This is a genomic window from Bacillus sp. NPDC094064 (assembly GCF_050279585.1).
Taxonomy (GTDB): domain Bacteria; phylum Bacillota; class Bacilli; order Bacillales; family Bacillaceae_G; genus Bacillus_A.
The window spans coordinates 131,004-149,412 of record NZ_JBNNUI010000004.1 but is presented as its reverse complement, the minus strand read 5'-3'; the positions used below and the strand labels follow the sequence as shown (position 1 = coordinate 149,412).

General features: G+C 37.2%; 19 protein-coding genes and 1 pseudogene. 15 read left to right on the top strand and 5 right to left on the bottom strand.

The features are described 5' to 3' along the window. Nucleotides 1-112 precede the first annotated feature (112 nt). From ACQKNI_RS11275 to ACQKNI_RS11265, 3 genes and pseudogenes are all read left to right on the top strand, one after another. A pseudogene (locus ACQKNI_RS11275) lies at nt 113-187 on the top strand (anti sigma factor C-terminal domain-containing protein); the annotation flags it as partial. 63 nt (nt 188-250) lie between these two features. Further along, on the top strand, nt 251-457 hold the full coding sequence (locus ACQKNI_RS11270; protein ID WP_140417366.1) for a hypothetical protein: 207 nt from the start codon (nt 251-253) through the stop codon (nt 455-457). Nucleotides 458-586: 129 nt separating this feature from the next. Continuing rightward, nucleotides 587-949: a DUF3221 domain-containing protein gene (locus tag ACQKNI_RS11265; RefSeq protein ID WP_088230837.1), complete on the top strand. Its 363-nt coding sequence runs from the start codon at nt 587-589 to the stop codon at nt 947-949. Nucleotides 950-979: 30 nt separating this feature from the next. On the opposite strand, the gene pepQ is transcribed toward ACQKNI_RS11265, so the two are convergent. Then, nucleotides 980-2,077, bottom strand: coding sequence for a Xaa-Pro dipeptidase (gene pepQ / locus ACQKNI_RS11260; RefSeq protein WP_088230836.1), 1,098 nt, complete (start codon nt 2,075-2,077; stop codon nt 980-982). 149 nt (nt 2,078-2,226) lie between these two features. Here pepQ and ACQKNI_RS11255 point away from each other — a divergent pair, with 149 nt between their 5' ends. Beyond that, nucleotides 2,227-2,910 (top strand): metal-dependent hydrolase, encoded by a 684-nt coding sequence (locus tag ACQKNI_RS11255; RefSeq protein WP_088230835.1) that lies wholly within the window; start codon nt 2,227-2,229, stop codon nt 2,908-2,910. Between the two features lie 39 nt (nt 2,911-2,949). Here the strand turns inward: ACQKNI_RS11255 and ACQKNI_RS11250 are convergent, their stop codons facing one another. Beyond that, nucleotides 2,950-3,111 (bottom strand): hypothetical protein, encoded by a 162-nt coding sequence (locus ACQKNI_RS11250; RefSeq protein WP_088230834.1) that lies wholly within the window; start codon nt 3,109-3,111, stop codon nt 2,950-2,952. Nucleotides 3,112-3,355: 244 nt separating this feature from the next. Here ACQKNI_RS11250 and ACQKNI_RS11245 point away from each other — a divergent pair, with 244 nt between their 5' ends. Next, entirely contained in the window at nt 3,356-4,669 is a 1,314-nt protein-coding gene (locus tag ACQKNI_RS11245) for a CBS domain-containing protein (RefSeq protein WP_088230833.1), read from the top strand. 221 nt (nt 4,670-4,890) lie between these two features. Then, complete coding sequence (locus tag ACQKNI_RS11240; RefSeq protein WP_140417365.1) at nt 4,891-5,154, top strand: DUF3949 domain-containing protein; 264 nt, start codon at nt 4,891-4,893, stop codon at nt 5,152-5,154. 7 nt (nt 5,155-5,161) lie between these two features. Here the strand turns inward: ACQKNI_RS11240 and ACQKNI_RS11235 are convergent, their stop codons facing one another. Beyond that, on the bottom strand, nt 5,162-5,467 hold the full coding sequence (locus ACQKNI_RS11235) for a YtpI family protein (RefSeq protein ID WP_088230832.1): 306 nt from the start codon (nt 5,465-5,467) through the stop codon (nt 5,162-5,164). Between the two features lie 156 nt (nt 5,468-5,623). Here ACQKNI_RS11235 and ACQKNI_RS11230 point away from each other — a divergent pair, with 156 nt between their 5' ends. Further along, on the top strand, nt 5,624-6,556 hold the full coding sequence (locus ACQKNI_RS11230; RefSeq protein ID WP_088230831.1) for a DHH family phosphoesterase: 933 nt from the start codon (nt 5,624-5,626) through the stop codon (nt 6,554-6,556). A gap of 54 nt (nt 6,557-6,610) precedes the next feature. On the opposite strand, the gene ytrI is transcribed toward ACQKNI_RS11230, so the two are convergent. Further along, nucleotides 6,611-7,114, bottom strand: a complete 504-nt coding sequence (ytrI, locus tag ACQKNI_RS11225; protein WP_088230830.1) for a sporulation membrane protein YtrI — start codon at nt 7,112-7,114, stop codon at nt 6,611-6,613. Further along, nucleotides 7,111-7,524 carry a YtrH family sporulation protein gene (locus tag ACQKNI_RS11220; protein ID WP_140417364.1) on the bottom strand — a complete coding sequence of 138 codons (414 nt, stop codon included), beginning with the start codon at nt 7,522-7,524 and terminating at the stop codon, nt 7,111-7,113. The genes ytrI and ACQKNI_RS11220 overlap by 4 nt, the downstream gene beginning before the upstream one ends. Before the next feature lie 42 nt (nt 7,525-7,566). Here ACQKNI_RS11220 and dnaE point away from each other — a divergent pair, with 42 nt between their 5' ends. The 8 genes from dnaE (at nt 7,567) to ACQKNI_RS11180 (ending at nt 18,396) form a co-directional block, all read left to right on the top strand. Then, the gene (gene dnaE, locus ACQKNI_RS11215) at nt 7,567-10,893 is read left to right on the top strand and encodes a DNA polymerase III subunit alpha (RefSeq protein ID WP_088230828.1); all 3,327 of its coding nucleotides are present in this window, start codon (nt 7,567-7,569) and stop codon (nt 10,891-10,893) included. Between the two features lie 133 nt (nt 10,894-11,026). Further along, nucleotides 11,027-12,235: an NAD(P)-dependent malic enzyme gene (locus ACQKNI_RS11210; protein ID WP_161508111.1), complete on the top strand. Its 1,209-nt coding sequence runs from the start codon at nt 11,027-11,029 to the stop codon at nt 12,233-12,235. Between the two features lie 14 nt (nt 12,236-12,249). Continuing rightward, nucleotides 12,250-12,894, top strand: coding sequence for a FadR/GntR family transcriptional regulator (locus tag ACQKNI_RS11205; RefSeq protein ID WP_149178053.1), 645 nt, complete (start codon nt 12,250-12,252; stop codon nt 12,892-12,894). 185 nt (nt 12,895-13,079) lie between these two features. After that, nucleotides 13,080-13,949: an acetyl-CoA carboxylase, carboxyltransferase subunit beta gene (accD, locus tag ACQKNI_RS11200; protein WP_427282370.1), complete on the top strand. Its 870-nt coding sequence runs from the start codon at nt 13,080-13,082 to the stop codon at nt 13,947-13,949. Beyond that, entirely contained in the window at nt 13,937-14,911 is a 975-nt protein-coding gene (gene accA / locus ACQKNI_RS11195) for an acetyl-CoA carboxylase carboxyl transferase subunit alpha (protein WP_088230825.1), read from the top strand. The genes accD and accA overlap by 13 nt, the downstream gene beginning before the upstream one ends. Before the next feature lie 129 nt (nt 14,912-15,040). Next, nucleotides 15,041-16,000 carry a 6-phosphofructokinase gene (gene pfkA / locus ACQKNI_RS11190; protein ID WP_088230824.1) on the top strand — a complete coding sequence of 320 codons (960 nt, stop codon included), beginning with the start codon at nt 15,041-15,043 and terminating at the stop codon, nt 15,998-16,000. A gap of 53 nt (nt 16,001-16,053) precedes the next feature. After that, complete coding sequence (gene pyk / locus ACQKNI_RS11185) at nt 16,054-17,811, top strand: pyruvate kinase (RefSeq protein ID WP_088230823.1); 1,758 nt, start codon at nt 16,054-16,056, stop codon at nt 17,809-17,811. 195 nt (nt 17,812-18,006) lie between these two features. Then, nucleotides 18,007-18,396: an FxsA family protein gene (locus ACQKNI_RS11180; protein WP_088230822.1), complete on the top strand. Its 390-nt coding sequence runs from the start codon at nt 18,007-18,009 to the stop codon at nt 18,394-18,396. Nucleotides 18,397-18,409: the final 13 nt, after the last annotated feature.

Here is an 18,409-nt window from a genome sequence, read left to right as displayed (position 1 = left end):
GAGAGGAGAGCATAAGGAGTCGTGGTATGTTTGGATATCTTTAAGTGAAAATAAAGTGGGATTTCAAAAATATTTTAGGGCAAACTATAATGAGATGAAAAGCTTCAAACTAAAAAATTTACAAAGTTTACAAGGGTCACCGTATATTAAGGCTGCTGTAAGAGGTGTAACAGTTGAGAAATATTGATTACAAGTAATTAATGTGAATAATCAGAAAATTTATGTTATAATATGGGAAAAGGAGGTTTATATGAGGCAAATACATGGAGCAATTTATATTTACATAACAATGTTTTTCGTGGCGATATCTTATGGATTAGCGCACGTGTATTCGCATCCTATACTAACTTTTTTAAGCGGAGCATGCATGGCGTTTGCGCTTCTCGTCCATCTTTTCTCAGTTTGGATCGTGAAATTTCAATTGAATATTAGTGAAATTGAAGAAGGCACTTTTTGAGTGGCCTTCTTTTTTAATAATATTGGGGCAGCTCTTGTAATAATTTTTCAATTTCGCATTTAGTTTCTTTGCATATAGGCATTGAGAAGAATTAGACAAGAAATAAGTGCTTTTGAATGGAGGGTCATTATGAAGAGAAACTCTTTAATGGCTTATTTATATGTTTTTTTAATAATTTTATCAGCGTGTACTAGCCCTCAAATAAGCACAACTGTGGAGCAAACAGTGACTAAAGAAGGATACGTAATATTGAAAAATGATAGGGTATATTTTATAGGTGATAAAACTTTTGAGATGAAGGTTGAGTTGCAAAATTATATAGAACAACAAATGAATAAAGAGCATCCATCAGATATAGTGTTGAGCTTTAAGGATAAACACGCATATAATCAACTAAAAACAGGAAATAAGATAAAAGTATGGTCTTCTCAAATAATTGAAAGCTATCCAGCAAAAATGATTGTAGAGAAATTTGAAATAGTAGACAAATAAAAAAAGGCAGCAATCACGCTGCCTTTTTTATTATTTCACAAATTGTAATTCTTTAGGGAACTTCGTTAAAATTTCTGATCCGTCTTTTGTGATGTAAATATCATCTTCAATACGAACGCCGCCTACGTTTGGTACGTAAATACCTGGCTCGATTGTGAAGACCATACCTTCTTTTAATGGAGATTCGTTTCCAGCTTTTACATCTGGATATTCGTGTACGCTAATTCCAAGTCCGTGACCAAGGCGGTGCGGGAAGAAGTCGCCGTAACCTGCATCTGCGATAACAGAACGAGCAGCGTTGTCGATTGCGCCAAGTGTAACACCTGGTTTACATGCTTCAACTGCTTGTAGTTGTCCAGCAAGTACAGTGTTGTAAATGCGAGTTTGTTCTTCAGAAAGTTCGCCGAATGCTACTGTACGTGTAATGTCAGAGCAATAGCCGTCAATGATTACGCCTAAATCAAATAGTACGAAATCACCGCGTTTCATTTTGTTAGCACCTGGAATACCGTGTGGAAGAGCAGAGTTTGCACCTGCTAATACCATCGTATCAAATGACATTTTATGTATGCCCTTTGTTTTTAATTCGTGCTCAATGATTGCTAATACTTCTAGCTCGCTGCGGTTTTCTTTAATTGCGTTTACACCAACTTCAACAGCATAGTCTGCCATTTTAGCTGCTTCGCGTAAAATAGAAAGTTCTTTTTCATCTTTAATTAAACGAAGCTCGCGTACTTTCTCTTCAGCAGATTTGAAAGCTGCATTTGGGAATAATTTCGTTAATTCTTCGTAGCGTTCAACGTTTAAATGTTCTTTTTCAATTGCAACAGCATTTGCATTGATGCCGCGGTCCTTCATTGCTTTTGCAATCATATCCCACGGTCTGTCTGTATCAGTAAATCCGATAATTTCATGTGCCCAGCCAGCGTTGCGTGCTTGGCCTTCTTCCATTTTAGGACAAATTAAAATCGGTTCTTTTTCTTGGAATACAAACATACCAAGTAGTCGTTCGTGTGGCTCACAATGGAAGTTCGTCATGTAGAAAACGTTTGGTGTAGAAGTTAGGAACGCAGCTTCTATATTTTTTTCTTTTAGCCATTGCATTAAATTTTCTAATCTAGCATTCATCGATTGGCACCCCCGAGATATTTAATTACAAATATAACTTTACATCGGATGAAAGCGTTATGACAAGTAAATAGATGTTAGAAAAGACAGGGAATTGAGAAATCATGTAGAATAAAAAGTGAGAATGTGAATAGGGGAGGAATGTAATAATGAAAGTATCTTATCACGGGCATTCAGTTGTAAAGATTGAAACGAATGGAAAAGTGATTTTAATTGACCCATTTTTAACGGGAAATCCGGCAACAGATTTAAAAGCTGAAGATGTAAAAGTGGATGCGATTCTTTTATCGCACGGTCATGGTGATCATGTTGGGGATACAGTAGAGCTTGCGAAGAAAAATAATGCAGTTGTTGTAGCACCATTTGAACTGGCGACATTTTTAAGTTGGCAAGGTGTAAATACACATCCGATGCATATTGGTGGTGCACATGAATTTGACTTCGGAAAAGTGAAATTTACACAAGCATTCCACGGTTCTAGTCATATTGATGAAGAAAATAAGACAATTACATATACAGGTATGCCAGCGGGGATTTTATTTACAGCAGAAGAGAAAACGGTATATCATGCAGGAGATACTGCATTGTTCTCTGATATGAAATTAATTGGAGAACTGAATAATATTGATGTAGCATTTTTACCGATTGGTGATAATTTTACAATGGGACCAGAAGATGCTGTTTTAGCTGCAAAATGGATTAATGCGAAAATAGTTGTACCGATGCATTACAATACGTTCCCGGTTATTGAACAAGATCCATATCAATTTGTTGAAAAGCTACAAAATTGTACAGGGAAAGTATTAGACGCTGGTGAAAGTATTACATTATAGAAAAGGAACCCTTCATTTGGAAAGACAAGTGAAGGGTTTTTACGTGTGTAGGATAGCTTTTAAAGATTGAACTTGTTTTGATGATTCTTTTCTTTTTGTACGTGGCTGTTCAGGTGTTTCATTCAATTCCATTGCAACTTTTTTCCCGTCTACGAAAGCTAAAAATACAGCACCAATAACCTCTAAAAATTTTTTCATCATATATTCGCTCCTTTGTTTCATTTCTTGTCTTAATTGTATAGGGAATCGAGTGGACTAACTATCGAATGAGGTGACAATAGCATTACATTGTTGTAATAGAGTGACTAATGGAATGTAAGGGTCATTTTGTTATAAAAAAAATAGTACAGATATAGAAAGAGAGAGTGTAACAGTTTTGAAAATATAGTATACTGAAAATACAACACATGAAGAATTTAGGGAAAAGAAAGTATGGTGAAACCATTTGGCTACCAAACATAATCAAATTTTAGAACATATTAATAGTCTGCCAGTAGGGCATAAAATTTCTGTAAGGCAAATTGCGAAAGATTTGAGTGTAAGTGAAGGGACAGCTTATCGTGCAATTAAAGATGCAGAAAATAAAGGGTATGTTAGTACAATTGAACGTGTCGGAACAATTCGAATTGAACAAAAAAAGAAAGAGAATATCGAAAAACTGACATATGCAGAAGTCGTTAACATTGTCGATGGTCAAGTACTTGGGGGTAGAGAAGGGCTACATAAAACATTAAATAAATTTGTAATCGGGGCTATGAAATTAGAAGCGATGATGCGCTATACAGAAGCAGGAAATTTACTTATTATCGGTAACCGTACGAATGCACATCAATTAGCGCTAGAAGCTGGGGCAGCGGTGTTAATTACGGGCGGATTTGATACGGAAGATTATGTGAAGAAATTAGCAGATGAATTAAAGCTACCGATTATTTCAAGTAGCTATGATACATTTACGGTTGCAACGTTAATTAATCGTGCGATTTACGATCAGCTTATTAAGAAAGAGATTGTACTCGTCGAAGATATTTTAACGCCAATTGAAGAGACACTATATTTAAAGCCAGATGATAAAGTACAGCAATGGCATGCGTATAATGAAGAGACAATGCACGGAAGATATCCAATTGTCGATGAAAATAAAAAAGTGCTAGGTATCGTAACTTCAAAAGATATGATTGGTGTAGCGAAAGAAACACCGATTGATAAAGTCATGACAAAACATCCAATTACAGTGAATGGTAAAATGTCTGTCGCAGCCGCAGCGCGTATGATGGTATGGGAAGGCATTGAATTACTTCCTGTTGTGGATGAAGGGAATAAACTGCAAGGTATTATTAGCCGTCAAGATGTACTGCAGGCGTTGCAAATGATTCAACGTCAACCACAAGTCGGCGAAACAATTGATGACATTGTAACGAATCAATTTATGACGCCGAAAGAAGCAAAAAATGAGCATTTGTATCAATTTTCAGTGACACCGCAGATGACGAATTCGATCGGAACGTTATCGTACGGTGTATTTGCAACAATTGTGACGGAAGCGACGAACCGTGTTATTCGTGCGCAAAAGAAGAGCGATTTAATTGTTGAGAACTTAACGATTTATTTCGTAAAGCCAGTTCAAATTGATAATGTTGTATCCGTTCATCCGAAAGTATTAGAAATTGGACGTAAATTTGGTAAGGTTGATGTAGAAGTGCATCATGAAGGTAATGTTGTAGGAAAAGCATTACTTATGGTGCAGTTAATCGATAAATAAAAAGATAGAACAAATCGTTTTGATTTGTTCTATCTTTTTTTATTAGTTTGAGTTTGGAAATTATTATTAAAGATGTGAGGTTTAGCGGAATATGTGTAAGGTGGAGCGGGAAAAATTAGTGGGAAGGTAATGTGAAAAGACAGAATATTAATTCATATCAACTATATACCATGTTATACTTATATTGTAAGGAAATGGATTTTAGGAAGGTGGTATGCCATATGTCATCAGAAGTGCTCTTTTTTGGTGGTGTCGCACTCTTTTACTTTCTTGTGATGATACCGATTCAATATTTATACATACAAGGTTTGAATGAAAAAAAGAAACGGACAGGATTATCTCAGCGAGAATTATATGAAAAAATGTCTTTTGAAGAAGAACAATTACATTTTCATGTGCAAGGCAATCCATTCAATATACCTTCTGCGTTTGTTGCATATATGATTTTGAAAGTTAGAGGACGTAAAAAAGCATCACAATGTTGATGCTTTTTTACGTTGTTTCATAAGATTCGGCCTCTTGAACTGCTAACGGTAAGAAATGTTTGTATTGGCGAAATCCATTAAATGCACTTGCACTACCAAATAGAACGAATAAAACACCAACGATCATACGGGCAGTTGAAAGTTCTAAAAAGAATTGGTTGATCCCGAAAAACAAGACGAATGAACCGAGTGCCATTGCAGATTTTCCAGAGAGCCAACCTTTCTCCATCGGGCGGTTTGTACGAAAGTATTTTGTTTTGTAGAAGAGGTACAACATAAATGAGACGATAATACAGAAGACTAATACTGGCATAATGCACACTCCCATCGCTTTGTGAAAAATAATAGTGGAGAAGAAATATCTAAACTTTCTAACTTTTATTATAAAGCAATTGTTCGCATGTATGAAATACTTTCCGTTATAATGGAGGATAAAGTGAAGAAGTTGAATGAAAAGGAGATTATACATATGCATGAGCAAATTTTAGGAGCAATTAAAGAGTTTGATACAATTATTATTCATCGTCATGTGCGTCCGGATCCAGATGCGTTAGGTTCTCAGTGTGGTCTTGGTACAATTTTGCAAGAATCGTTTCCAGAGAAAAATATTTATATGGTTGGGTACAATGAGCCTTCTTTATCGTTTTTACGAGTAATGGATGATATTGAAGATAGTGTATATGAAGATGCACTTGTTATCGTTTGTGATACTGCGAACCAAGAACGTGTTTGTGATCAACGCTATACAAAAGGGAAGATGTTAATTAAAATTGATCATCATCCGAATGAAGATCCGTACGGAGATATTACGTGGGTAGATACGACAGCGAGTTCTACAAGTGAAATGATTTATGAGTTTTACAGTTACGGAAAAGATAAAGGATTAAAGATAACAACAGAAGCAGCCCGCCTTATTTTAGCAGGAATTGTTGGAGATACAGGTCGTTTCTTATTCCCAAATACAACAGCGAAAACACTTCGTTACGTAAGTGAGCTTGTTGATATGGGTGTGAAATTCACAGATTTATACAATGAAATGTACAAGACGAAAGAAAAGATTGCTCGTTTAAACGGCCATATTTTACAAAACTTTACGATGGTTGAAGAAGGAGCAGCTTACATTAAATTAACGAAAGAAGTATTAGAACAGTTTGATGTACTTCCTTCTGAAGCATCTGGTGTTGTCGGAGCGCTTGGCAATATTGATGGATTAAAGGCCTGGGTTCTGTTTTTAGAGGAAGATGATGTGATTCGTGTTCGTCTTCGTTCAAAAGGGCCAGTTATAAATAAATTAGCAATGCAATATAACGGTGGAGGGCATCCGATGGCTTCAGGTGCAAAAGCATCTTCTTGGGAAGAAGCGGATCGTCTTTTTGCTGATTTATGTGAGATTTGTAAATAAGAGGTTATATAGTAAAACAAAAAGAAGGAGCGTCGCTAAGACCCGCCTTCTTTTTTATTTTTCTTTCTCTATAGCAATGCTAATTTCAAGCACAGTATCAAAAGATATTGTATCGACTTTAAAACGATATATACGATCGTAATGTTTGTACGATTTATTTTCGATTGCTTTTTTGAGAAGGTCTTTATTTTTTGCGATACTTTGAATGTTTTTCGTTAAAAGATGTTGAAGGTCATTATGGATAGAAGTGGTCATATTTTCGAGTGTAAGGTTGTCTAAATCGTATTTTTCTCGATTTATAATTTTTATTTTAATCTCTTGAATGGTTAAGAGCCGTTTGTTTTCTGTGTTCAATTTTTCTTGATCTTCGAGAAGGACGTGGAGTTTTGCTTCTTGCTTTTCTATAATTTCTCGTTGCTGTGCTATTTTACTAGCTTGTTCTTGTTGAAAAACACCGTATATGTACAAAAAAATAAACCAACTCAACACGCCTCCAACAGCAGCACCAGCTAAAACTAAATACCATCTTTTAGCTGTATTGGCACTTGGTACTCTCATACATGTTCCTGCGTTAGCCATTTAATAATAGTAAGACCTGTTTGCATGCCACCAGTTGCGAAAAAAATAAGGAGAATTTGTTTTACGATATCTTTCATATCTCCGCCAAAAAAACTTCTTTCAAAGCTGTAAAAAGTATCGAATGTTCCGCCAATTGCTGCAACAAGTGCCCAAATTCTTAAATTTTGAGCAAACTGATTAATATAAGTTAGAGCTGGTTTTCCGATAAGAAATGCACCAAATCCGCCAATTAATGAACCGCCAAGTATAACCCCAAAGGCAATAAAATAACTAATAATAAGCAGAGAGAAAAAAGTATGTTCTCTTACATCCATCGTCATTCCCCTTTCTTCTTCATATATATGGACAAAGTATAAGAAGTATGTTTTGATTTCCGCTTTCCTCTTCACCTATAATAAAAGTAGTCAAATAGGTAAAGAGAGGGTACAACAGTGAAGTTTGTGCATTTACAATGTCAAACCGTTTTTAGTTTATTAAAAAGTGCTTGTAAAATTGACGAGCTTGTAGTCAGGGCGAAAGAACTTGGTTTTTCATCACTGGCTATTACGGATGAAAATGTTATGTATGGCGTTATACCATTTTATAAAGCATGTAAGAAAAATGGTATACAGCCTATTATCGGCTTAACAGCTTCTATTTTTAGTGAAGAAGAAGAAAGATCTTATCCGCTTCTCTTACTTGCTGAAAATGAAATAGGCTATCAAAATTTATTAAAGATTTCTAGTAGCATTATGACGAAATCAAAAGAAGGTATTCCGAAGAAATGGCTGGCGCATTATGCGAAAGGGCTAATTGCAATTTCACCAGGGAAAGATGGAGAAATTGAACAGTTATTATTAGAAGACAAAGAGAGTCAGGCTGAAGAAGTAGCTCGTACATATCAAAATATGTTCGGTGATTTTTATATAAGTTTACAGCATCATGCGATTCAAGATGAGCTGCTTTTACAAGAGAAGCTACCTGAATTTATTAATAAAGTAAATGTTCCGGTCGTTGCAACCAATGATGTGCGTTACATCAATCAAAGCGATGCGCTTGTTCATGAATGTTTACTATCTGTTGAAAGTGGAACGAAAATGACCGATCCAGATAGACCGAGGTTGAAAACGGATCAATATTATTTAAAGTCATCAGATGAAATGGGAGCACTATTTTCTCAAGCAGAAGAAGCGATTTATAATACAGCAAAAATCGCAGAACGTTGTAACGTAGAAATACCGTTTCATGTAAATCAATTACCGAAATTTCCTGTTCCATCTAGCGAAACGAATGATACGTATTTGCGCCGTGTTTGTGAAGAAGGTATGCGTAAACGATATGGTACGCCGAAAGAAGTACATATAGCGCGTTTGAATCATGAATTAAATGTCATTTCTAGCATGGGATTTAGTGATTATTTCCTTATCGTATGGGACTTTATGAAGTATGCGCATGAAAATCATATTTTAACAGGACCAGGCCGTGGATCAGCTGCTGGCTCACTCGTTTCTTACGTATTAGAAATTACAGATATCGATCCAATTGAATACGATTTATTATTTGAAAGATTTTTAAATCCCGAACGTGTGACACTTCCAGATATAGATATCGATTTTCCAGATATAAGACGTGATGAGATGATTCGATATGTGAAAGATAAGTATGGTCAGCTTCGTGTTGCACAAATTGTAACGTTTGGTACGCTTGCGGCGAAAGCAGCTATTAGAGACATCGCTCGTGTAATGGGGCTGCCGCCGAGGGATATTGATATATTTTCAAAACTTATCCCATCAAAGCTTGGTATAACGTTAAAAGATGCTTATGAAGAATCACAATCGCTTCGTGAGTTTATTCAAGGAAATCTTTTGCATGAACGTGTATTTGAAATTGCAAAGCGTGTAGAAGGCTTACCGCGTCATACGTCTATTCATGCAGCTGGTGTTATTATGAGTCAAGAACCATTAACGGGAAGTGTAGCAATTCAAGAAGGACATAACGATGTTTATGTTACACAATATCCAGCTGATGCATTAGAAGAACTCGGATTGCTCAAGATGGACTTTTTAGGATTACGTAATTTAACGTTACTTGAAAATATTATAAAGTTTGTCGAGAAAAAAACGGGGGAACAAATTGATATAAGAAAGTTACCTCTTCAAGATGAAAAGACGTTTCAACTGTTAGGAAGAGGGGATACAACAGGTGTATTTCAGCTAGAATCAGGTGGTATGCGAAATGTGCTTCGCGGGTTAAAGCCGAATGAATTTGAAGACATCGTCGCTGTTAACTCGTTATACAGACCAGGACCGATGGAACAAATCCCCACCTTTATTGAATCGAAGCACGGAAAAAGAAAAATTGAATATTTACATCCGGATTTAAAACCGATTTTAGAAAGAACATACGGTGTAATTGTATACCAAGAACAAATTATGCAAATTGCCTCGAAGTTAGCTGGATTTTCGCTCGGAGAAGCAGATTTATTGCGCCGTGCAGTGAGTAAAAAGAATCGTGATATTTTAGATCAGGAACGTAAGCATTTTGTGCAAGGTTGTTTGAAAAACGGTTATGAAGAGACGTCTGCAAATAAAATTTATGACTTAATTGTAAGATTTGCAAATTATGGTTTTAACCGAAGTCATGCTGTAGCTTACAGTATGATTGGATATCAACTTGCCTACTTAAAGGCGAATTATACGCTGGAATTTATGACGGCATTATTATCAAGTGCAATTGGAAATGAAGATAAGATTGTACAGTATATACGAGAAACGAAGCGGAAAGGTTTTCACGTTTTGCCACCGTCTCTTCAAAGAAGCGGTTATAACTTCCAAATAGAAGGGAATGCAATACGTTACAGTTTACTTTCCATTCGAAACATCGGAATGGCTACAGTGACGGCATTATTAGAAGAACGTGAGAAAAAAATGTTCGAAGATTTATTTGAATTTTGCCTTCGTATGCCAGCAAAGTTTGTAACAGAGCGAAATTTAGAGGCGTTCGTCTGGTCAGGATGTTTCGATGATTTTGGTATTTCGAGAACAAATTTATGGAAAAGCCTTAAAGGGGCGTTAGAGTACGCCAATCTTGCACGTGATTTAGGAGATGCTGTTCCAAAATCAAAATACGTACAAGGAGAAGAGCTTTCTTTTATTGAACAATTAAATAAAGAGAAAGAGTCGCTTGGCTTTTATTTATCCAGTTATCCGACAGCACAGTATGTAAAGTTAGGAAAAGAATTAGAAATTCCATCTCTCGCTCAGGCGATGCGACATAAGAAAAAAGTACAAAGAGCGATCGTGTATATAACAAGTGTGAGAGTGATTCGTACGAAAAAGTTGCAAAAGATGGCATTTATTACATTCTGTGATCAAAATGATGAAATGGAGGCGGTTCTCTTCCCGGAAACGTATATACATTTCTCAGACAAGTTACAAGAAGGAGCAATTGTTTTAGTTGACGGTACGATTGAACTAAGAAATCATAAGCTGCAATGGATTGTAAATGGACTCTATCCGTTACAAGAAATGGACGCTTATGAAGAAAAGAAAGACGCATCCGTTTATGTGAAATTACCATCTCAGTATGAGAAAAAGCTTTTAAATCAAGTTACAAAATTATTGTTTGACTATTCGGGTTTTGCGAAAGTACTAATTTATTATGAAAAGGAACATAAAATGGTACAATTATCTCGGAGTTTATCGATTCATCCAAGTGAAGAATGTTTAAGAGCACTTCGTGAAATTGTCGGGGAAGAAAATGTGGTTGTGAAAATATAATGGACAATTTCCCTACACTTCGATTATTATATTAGTAGTGTTCGTGGTCAGACCACTTGGAGAAATTGATATCAGCTAGAATAATTTGAGGAGAGTGGATAGTTTGTCAACACTTCGTGAAGAAGCACTTCACATGCATAAAGTGCATCAAGGAAAATTAGAAACGGTATCAAAAGTAAAAGTAGAAAATGCAAAAGATTTAAGTCTTGCATATTCTCCAGGGGTTGCAGAGCCTTGTAAAGAAATTTATGACGATAAAAGTAAGGTATATGAATATACGATGAAGGGAAATATGGTAGCAGTTGTGACAGATGGAACAGCTGTACTTGGTCTTGGTAACATTGGACCTGAAGCATCTCTTCCAGTAATGGAAGGTAAAGCTGTATTATTCAAGAGCTTTGCTGGTGTAGATGCATTCCCAATTGCCTTAAATACAAACGATGTAGATAAAATTGTTGAAACTGTAAAATTAATGGAGCCAACTTTTGGCGGTGTTAACTTAGAAGATATCGCAGCACCAAACTGCTTCATTATTGAAGAACGTTTGAAAAAAGAAACAAATATTCCTATCTTCCATGATGATCAACACGGAACAGCTATCGTAACAGTAGCAGGTCTTGTGAACGCGCTGAAATTAGTTGGAAAGAAAATGTCTGACATTAAAGTTGTTGCAAATGGCGCAGGTGCAGCAGGTATTGCAATTATTAAACTTTTATATCGTTATGGTGTACGCGACATCATTATGTGTGACCGTAAAGGCGCGATTTATGATGGCCGTCCTACAGGTATGAATCCGGTGAAAGATGAAGTTGCAAAATATACAAATAAGAATCGTATTGAAGGTTCTTTAGCTGATGTAGTACAAGGTGCGGACGTATTTATTGGTGTATCTGCAGAAGGTGCATTAACAGAAGAAATGGTTCGTACAATGAATGACGACGCGATTATTTTTGCAATGGCGAATCCGGTTCCAGAAATTATGCCAGAATTGGCAAAAGCAGCGGGCGCAGCTGTTGTTGGAACAGGTCGTTCTGACTTCCCGAACCAAGTAAACAATGTATTAGCGTTCCCTGGTATTTTCCGCGGAGCACTTGATGTACATGCGACACAAATTAACGAAGAAATGAAGATGGCAGCTGTACAGGCTATTGCTGAACTTGTAGCAGAAGACGAGTTAAATGCAGACTATATCATTCCAGCACCGTTTGACGCGCGTGTAGCGCCTCAAGTAGCGGCTTATGTTGCGAAAGCAGCAATGGAGACAGGAGTAGCTCGCCGTCAAGTAGATCCGAATGAGATCGCTGAGAAAACAAAACAATTAGCGCTGATTGGTAAAGAATAAGCGAGGAATTTCCATTGACATCATCAAATACAAAAGTATATCTCGAAATTGTAAAAAAAATCCGTTCCATTATGGAAGAGGATGGATTGGTAGCGGGGGATCGTTTGCCGTCTGAGCGTGAGTTAAGTTCACGCTTAAACGTTGGACGTTCCTCTGTAAGAGAAGCGTTGCGTGCTCTAGAACTTGTAGGGTTAATTGAAACGAGACGTGGTGAAGGGACGTTTATTCGAAACTTTTACGATAACGGTCTTGTACAATTAATTGCTCCGTTTTTACTGCAAGATGAGAAGACAATTCGTGATTTATTACAAACGAAACGATTGCTTGAAAAAGATATGATTCGTATTGTATGTAATTTACCGAAAGAAACGTTTTCTAAAGTACTAAGGAAATTAGATCAAGTGCTTGAAGAGAATGAAAGCTCAATTCCAACGCTTCATCAAACGTTCTTTAAAACACTTATTGAACAAGTTGATAATTATTTACTATATCGCATCTGGATGATCGTAAATGATTACGTAGCAACTCTTTCTTGTGAAGTTTCAGGGGACTCTATCGATTTGTATAGAAAGCTTTATGCGACTTTGGAAGAAAAACAAGAAAATGATGCACTAAAAATTTACGATGAATTAGTAGAGAATATACAGTTTCACTCGTAATGTATAAAATTTGTCGAAATGACCATGACACGTTATGACAAACATTCTACCGCATAGCGGTTAAAGTTAAACGTAAAGAGAGAGGTTATTAGACAGATTGAGAAGACAAGGCTAACATCAAACTTTGGTGTTAGCCCAATTTTCTTCTTACGCTAACCTTAGCTCTCAACGAAGGGGGTCAAATTGTGCTAAGAGATTTATTCGTGAAAAAGAAAAAGTACGCTGCAATACCTTCAGAACAAGTACGGAAAGATGTACCGGATGGCGTTATGACAAAATGTCCGAAATGTAAAAAAATCATGTATACGAAAGAAGTTTTAAAAAATTTAAAAGTATGTGTGAACTGTGGATATCATCATCCTATGAATGCATGGGAACGTCTTGATAGTATATTGGACGAAGGGTCATTCCGTGAGTATGACAAAGAAATGGTTTCGTTAAATCCACTCGAGTTTCCTGAGTATGAAGAGAAACTAGAGAGCGATCGTAAGAAGACTGAATTAAACGAAGCGGTTGTAACTGGTGAAGGAACAATTGATGACATGCTTGTTGTTGTTGCAGTAATGGATTCTCGTTTTCGAATGGGGAGCATGGGCTCTGTAGTAGGAGAAAAAATTGCCCGTGCGGTTGAAAAGGCATACGACTTACAAGTTCCATTTATTATCTTTACTGCTTCGGGTGGTGCCCGTATGCAAGAAGGGATATTAAGTTTAATGCAAATGGCAAAAACAAGCGTAGCTTTGAAAAAGCATAGTAATGCAGGAGGATTATTTATTTCTGTTATGACTCATCCAACGACGGGCGGGGTTTCAGCGAGTTTCGCTTCACTTGGTGATTATAATCTTGCAGAACCAGGCGCACTTATCGGATTTGCCGGTAGACGTGTAATTGAACAAACCGTGCGTGAGAAACTACCGGAAGATTTCCAAACGGCAGAATTCTTACTAGATCATGGTCAATTAGATGCGGTTGTGCATCGTGATGATATGAGAGAATCACTTCGCAAGATTTTAGAAGTTCATCAAGGAGGGGAAATGGCTGTATGGCAGAGCTAGAATTTGAGAAACCAGTTGTTGAGCTAAGAAATAAGATTCGTGAACTGAAAGACTATACGAAAAACAGCCAGATGGACTTCAGCGAGGAGATTCGTATTTTGGAAGACAAGTTAGAAAAGTTAGAGGAAGATATATACGGCAATATGAAAGTATGGGACCGTGTTCAAATTGCTCGTCATGCAGAACGACCGACAACGCTCGATTATATTGAGCACTTATTTACTGATTTTTTCGAATGTCATGGAGATCGCCTATTTGGTGATGATGCAGCGATTGTCGGCGGCATTGCGAAATATAAGGGGATGCCTGTAACTGTAATTGGGCATCAGCGCGGAAAAGATACGAAAGAAAATATTCGTCGTAACTTTGGGATGCCTCATCCAGAAGGATATCGAAAAGCACTGCGTCTCATGAAGCAAGCGGAGAAGTTTAATCGTCCAATTATTTGTTTCATTGATACAAAAGGAGCTTATCCTGGTAAAGCTGCTGAAGAACGTGGTCAAAGTGAAGCGATCGCCCGTAACCTATTTGAAATGGCAGGTTTAACAGTACCTGTTATTTGTATCGTTATCGGTGAAGGAGGTAGTGGTGGTGCGCTAGGTCTTGGAGTAGGGGATTACATTCATATGCTAGAAAATTCCACTTATTCTGTCATTACACCAGAGGGCGCAGCAGCAATTCTTTGGAAAGATGCAGGAAAAGCGAAAGAAGCTGCAGAAGCGATGAGAATTACAGCGGCAGATTTGAAAGAATTAGGTGTAATTGACGAAATTATTCCAGAAGCAAAAGGTGGAGCACACCGTAATATTTTGAAGCAGTCGGAAAATATAGATTTAATGATTAGAAAAACTTTTGAACAATTAAACGGAATTTCGAAAGATGAATTAATCGAAAAACGTTATGAAAAATATATGAAAATTGGGCAAGTTTCGTTTTCAAACGCTTCCATTTGGATAAAATAAGAAAAGCGTGCGTTCCACTTCGCGAATGCACGTTTTTTATTATGAAAAGACACATCTTCTCCATTGTAATTTTGTATTTTTTCGTGTTATTTTAATATAAGGCAAATAATCTTTATGAGGTGAGTACAAATGAAACGTATTGGTGTATTAACAAGTGGTGGAGATTCACCTGGTATGAATGCTGCCATTCGTGCAGTTGTTCGTAAAGCGATTTTCCATGATATTGAAGTATATGGTATTTACCATGGATACGCTGGTTTAATTTCTGGTCATATTGAAAAATTAGAACTTGGTTCTGTTGGCGATATTATCCACCGCGGTGGTACAAAATTATATACAGCAAGATGTCCGGAGTTTAAAGATCCAGAAGTAAGACTAAAGGGTATCGAGCAATTAAAGAAACACGGTATCGAAGGGCTTGTTGTTATTGGTGGAGATGGTTCTTACCAAGGTGCTAAAAAATTAACTGAGCAAGGATTCCCATGTGTTGGTGTACCAGGTACAATCGACAATGATATTCCTGGAACAGATTTCACAATTGGTTTCGATACAGCTTTAAATACTGTTATTGATGCAATTGATAAAATTCGTGACACAGCTACATCTCATGAACGTACATATGTTATTGAAGTAATGGGACGTCACGCTGGTGATATCGCATTATGGGCTGGTTTAGCTGATGGTGCAGAAACAATTTTAATTCCAGAAGAGAAGTATGACATGGATGATGTTATCGCTCGTCTGAAACGTGGTAGTGAACGTGGTAAAAAGCACAGTATTATCGTTGTAGCTGAAGGTGTTGGAAGTGCAATTGACATCGGTAAGCACATTGAAGAAGCAACAAGTTTCGATACTCGTGTAACGGTATTAGGTCACGTACAACGTGGTGGATCACCAAGTGCACAAGACCGTGTATTAGCAAGTCGTCTTGGTGCAAGAGCAGTTGAATTATTACTTGCTGGTAAAGGTGGACGTTGTGTAGGTATTCAAGATAACAAACTTGTTGACCATGATATCATTGAAGCGTTAGCTCAAAAGCATACAATCGATAAAGATATGTATCAATTATCTAAAGAATTATCCATCTAATCGGCTTAATGTCAGATATTTGGGAACGGTTTCATAATTTTCGGAGGTGCAATATGCGTAAAACTAAAATTGTATGTACTATAGGTCCTGCTAGTGAAAGTATTGAGAAATTAGAGCAATTAATCGAAGCGGGTATGAACGTTGCTCGTTTAAACTTCTCTCACGGTAGCCATGAAGAACACGGCGCTCGTATTCAAAACATCCGTGAAGCTTCAAAGAGAACTGGTAAAACAGTTGGTATTTTACTTGATACAAAAGGTCCAGAAATCCGTACTCACGACTTCGTAGATGGACAAGCTGAGCTTGTAACAGGTGCAGAAGTAGTTCTTTCTACTGAGCAAGTATTAGGTACTGCAGAGAAGTTCTCTGTATCTTATGCTGGTCTTTATGACGATGTAGACCCAGGCTCTCGCATTTTAATCGATGACGGTCTTATCGAGCTTGAAGTGATCGAAAAAGCTGACGGAAACATCCGTACAAAAGTTTTAAACAGTGGAACTGTAAAAAATAAAAAAGGTGTTAACGTACCAAACGTAAGCATTAAGCTTCCTGGTATCACTGAAAAAGACGTACAAGATATCATCTTCGGTATCGAGCAAAAAGTTGATTTCATTGCAGCATCTTTCGTACGTAAAGCATCTGACGTATTAGAAATTCGTGAATTATTAGAAGGGCATAACGCTCAATACATCCAAATTGTACCGAAAATTGAAAACCAAGAAGGTATCGATAATATCGATTCAATCTTAGAAGTTTCTGACGGTTTAATGGTAGCTCGTGGTGATATGGGTGTAGAAATTCCGCCAGAAGAAGTACCATTAGTACAAAAACGTCTAATCAAAAAATGTAACGTGTTAGGTAAACCGGTTATTACTGCAACGCAAATGTTAGACTCTATGCAACGTAACCCACGTCCGACTCGTGCAGAAGCAAGTGACGTAGCTAATGCAATCTTCGATGGTACAGATGCAATCATGCTTTCAGGTGAAACAGCTGCTGGTCAATACCCAGTAGAAGCAGTAACAATGATGGCTAACATTGCGGTACGTGTTGAAAAATCATTACAATATGAAGATATGTTCAAAAAACGTATTAAAGAGTTCACTCCAACAATTACAGATGCAATTAGCCAATCTGTTGCGCATACAGCACTTGCTCTTGGTGTAGCTGCAATCGTAGCTCCAACTGAAAGTGGATATACTGCGAAAATGATCTCTAAATACCGTCCAAAATCTCCAATCGTAGCTGTAACAACTGACGAGCAAGTAGGACGTCGTCTTGCGCTTGTTTGGGGTGTGCAAGCATTTATGGCTGGGAAGCGCGCAGCTTCTACTGACGAAATGTTAGATACAGCAATTCAAACAGGTATGGATGCAGGTCTTATCGGACTTGGAGACACTGTAGTAATCACTGCTGGTGTTCCAGTTGCTGAAACTGGTACAACAAACTTAATGAAAATTCACGTTGTTGGTGAAGAAGTTGCTAAAGGGCAAGGGATCGGTCGTAAAGCTGCAAAAGGTAAAGTAGTTGTAGCGAAAACAGCTGCTGAAGCTGTAGCGAACGTAAACAAAGGTGATATCCTTGTTACAACAAGCACTGATAAAGATATGATTTCTGCAATTGAAAAAGCTGCTGCTCTAGTTGTAGAGGAAGGCGGTCTAACAAGCCATGCGGCTGTTGTAGGTGTATCAATCGGTATTCCTGTTATCGTTGGTGTAAACGGCGTAACAACAACTTTAAAAAATGGCCAAGAAGTAACAGTTGATGCAGCACGCGGAATTGTTTATAATGGACATGCGGAAGTGCTATAAGTAATACGGAGAGAAGGATCGGAGTCCTTCTCTTTTTTTTACACAAAAATAGGATGTGAATAGTTTGAGGAGCTTGAAAACACTTGTAAAAACCGTTTGTTGTGAAGGGGTAACAGGAAAGTATTCTCGTTTCTAAAAGGCTTGTACGGGCGTTATAGAGGTGTTTAAAACGAAGTATGAAAGAGGTGTGGCACTATGAAATGGTTGCTATTCTTGTTGATTTTAATACCGGCGATTGAGATTACAGTCTTAATTGGATCGAGTCATCTAATAGGTCTATGGTCTACGTTCGCTATGATTATATTTACTGGTGTTGTAGGTGTATATTTGGCGAAAAGGCAAGGGTTTAAAGTGCTTAGAGAGATTCAATCTAAGTTGAATAGAGGGGAAATGCCAGGTGAGTCGGTACTAGATGGTATTTTTGTGTTTGTAGGAGGTATTCTTTTAGTGCTTCCTGGCTATGTGACGGATGTAATGGGTTTTATTTTTGTTATCCCTGTTACGAGGGCTTTGTTGAAACCGCTTGTTATGAAATGGATGGAATGGAAATTTAGGAAGAGATCTACTATTATTATTCAGAAGTAGTGCTTAGATTATA

Bases quoted from the DNA above. Each gene is read 5' to 3' on its own strand.
- ACQKNI_RS11230 (WP_088230831.1), top strand. From the start codon at position 5,624: ATGCATGAGCAAATTTTAGGAGCAATTAAAGAGTTTGATACAATTATT.
- ACQKNI_RS11180 (WP_088230822.1), top strand. From the start codon at position 18,007: ATGAAATGGTTGCTATTCTTGTTGATTTTAATACCGGCGATTGAGATT.
- pyk (WP_088230823.1), top strand. From the start codon at position 16,054: ATGCGTAAAACTAAAATTGTATGTACTATAGGTCCTGCTAGTGAAAGT.
- ACQKNI_RS11240 (WP_140417365.1), top strand. From the start codon at position 4,891: ATGTCATCAGAAGTGCTCTTTTTTGGTGGTGTCGCACTCTTTTACTTT.
- pepQ (WP_088230836.1), bottom strand. From the start codon at position 2,077: ATGAATGCTAGATTAGAAAATTTAATGCAATGGCTAAAAGAAAAAAAT.
- accA (WP_088230825.1), top strand. From the start codon at position 13,937: ATGGCAGAGCTAGAATTTGAGAAACCAGTTGTTGAGCTAAGAAATAAG.
- ACQKNI_RS11235 (WP_088230832.1), bottom strand. From the start codon at position 5,467: ATGCCAGTATTAGTCTTCTGTATTATCGTCTCATTTATGTTGTACCTC.
- pfkA (WP_088230824.1), top strand. From the start codon at position 15,041: ATGAAACGTATTGGTGTATTAACAAGTGGTGGAGATTCACCTGGTATG.
- ACQKNI_RS11250 (WP_088230834.1), bottom strand. From the start codon at position 3,111: ATGATGAAAAAATTTTTAGAGGTTATTGGTGCTGTATTTTTAGCTTTC.
- ACQKNI_RS11255 (WP_088230835.1), top strand. From the start codon at position 2,227: ATGAAAGTATCTTATCACGGGCATTCAGTTGTAAAGATTGAAACGAAT.
- ACQKNI_RS11210 (WP_161508111.1), top strand. From the start codon at position 11,027: ATGCATAAAGTGCATCAAGGAAAATTAGAAACGGTATCAAAAGTAAAA.
- ACQKNI_RS11265 (WP_088230837.1), top strand. From the start codon at position 587: ATGAAGAGAAACTCTTTAATGGCTTATTTATATGTTTTTTTAATAATT.
- ACQKNI_RS11270 (WP_140417366.1), top strand. From the start codon at position 251: ATGAGGCAAATACATGGAGCAATTTATATTTACATAACAATGTTTTTC.
- ytrI (WP_088230830.1), bottom strand. From the start codon at position 7,114: ATGAGAGTACCAAGTGCCAATACAGCTAAAAGATGGTATTTAGTTTTA.